Source organism: Shigella sp. FC1661, assembly GCF_001712525.1.
Classification (GTDB): Bacteria; Pseudomonadota; Gammaproteobacteria; order Enterobacterales; family Enterobacteriaceae; genus Escherichia; species Escherichia coli.
Genome location: NZ_MDGW01000284.1, coordinates 1 through 1,888 on the forward strand (window position 1 = coordinate 1; position 1,888 = coordinate 1,888).

Annotated in this window: 2 pseudogenes; both read left to right on the top strand. The window is 42.6% G+C overall.

The features are described 5' to 3' along the window. Positions 1-401: 401 nt before the first annotated feature. Positions 402-1,472: pseudogene (gene ugd / locus BFF42_RS15770) on the top strand (UDP-glucose 6-dehydrogenase); the annotation flags it as partial. A gap of 65 nt (positions 1,473-1,537) precedes the next feature. After that, a pseudogene (locus BFF42_RS15775) lies at positions 1,538-1,888 on the top strand (transposase); the annotation flags it as partial.

Below are 1,888 nucleotides of genomic sequence, written 5' to 3' on the forward strand. Positions count from 1 at the left end.
TTAATGCCATTTTCAAGAGCAAGTTTTGAGATGGATATCCCGGGTTCACAGGAGGCAGCAACGAGCTGCTGTTTAAATTCGGGAGGATAATTAGGGCAGCCTTTTCGCCTGCCGGGATTCACATTTTTCTGCATATCTGACACTTTGGTTCCCACTACTTATTTGGTGGACACCACTTTGTCTAATTCGTCAGATTCTGACCAGACGGTTCAGGCTGTACGCTTACGACTAAATTTCACTGCTTAATATTAACTTAATAAATATCAGCTATTCTTATAAAGAAAATCTGAATTGTTTTTCGTTGCGTTGACCAGCTATCGACGTAGCGTTAAAACTTTTAACTCTTATCAGGATGCTAAAAACATCATGATTCACAGTTAAGTTAATTCTGAGAGCATGAAATGAAAATCACCATTTCCGGTACTGGCTATGTAGGCTTGTCAAACGGGCTTCTAATCGCACAAAATCATGAGGTTGTGGCATTAGATATTTTACCGTCACGCGTTGCTATGCTGAATGATCGGATATCTCCTATTGTTGATAAGGAAATTCAGCAGTTTTTGCAATCAGATAAAATACACTTTAATGCCACATTAGATACAAATGAAGCCTACCAGGATGCTGATTATGTCATCATCGCCACTCCAACCGACTATGATCCTAAAACTAATTATTTTAATACATCCAGTGTAGAATCAGTAATTAAAGACGTAGTAGAGATAAATCCTTATGCGGTTATGGTCATCAAATCCACGGTTCCCGTTGGTTTTACCGCAGCGATGCATAAGAAATATCGTACTGAAAATATTATTTTCTCCCCCGAATTCCTCCGTGAAGGTAAAGCTCTTTACGATAACCTTCATCCGTCACGTATTGTCATTGGTGAGCGTTCGGAACGCGCAGAACGTTTTGCGGCGTTATTACAGGAAGGCGCGATTAAGCAAAATATCCCGACCCTGTTCACCGATTCAACCGAAGCAGAAGCGATTAAACTGTTTGCTAATACCTATCTGGCGATGCGCGTAGCATACTTTAATGAACTGGATAGCTATGCAGAAAGTTTAGGTCTGAATACTCGTCAGATTATCGAAGGTGTTTGTCTCGATCCGCGTATTGGCAACCATTACAACAATCCGTCGTTTGGTTATGGTGGCTATTGTTTGCCGAAAGATACCAAGCAGTTACTGGCGAACTACCAGTCTGTGCCGAATAACCTGATCTCGGCAATTGTCGATGCAAACCGCACGCGTAAAGATTTTATTGCCGATGCCATTTTGTCACGCAAACCGCAAGTGGTGGGTATTTATCGTCTGATTATGAAGAGCGGTTCAGATAACTTCCGTGCGTCTTCCATTCAGGGAATTATGAAACGTATCAAGGCGAAAGGTGTTGAAGTAATCATCTACGAGCCGGTGATGAAAGAAGACACATTCTTCAACTCTCGTCTGGAACGCGATCTCGCCACCTTCAAACTGAGGTAGCCTGAGTTTAACGGACACTCCTTCCTGAAATAGAATGGCATCAGAAGGAGCTAATAATGAGCAGAAAAAACCAACGTTACTCTAAAGAGTTCAAAGCCGAAGCTGTCAGAACGGTTCTTGAAAATCAACTTTCGATCAGTGAAGGCGCTTCCCGATTATCCCTTCCTGAAGGCACTTTAGGACAATGGGTTACCGCCGCCAGAAAAGGGCTCGGTACTCCTGGTTCCCGCACGGTGGCTGAACTGGAATCTGAAATTCTGCAACTGCGTAAGGCGTTAAATGAAGCTCGCCTTGAGCGAGATATATTAAAAAAAGCAACAGCGTATTTTGCACAGGAGTCGCTGAAAAATACGCGTTAATCGAACAATGGCGACAACAATTTCCCATTGAAGCGATGTGTCAGGTAT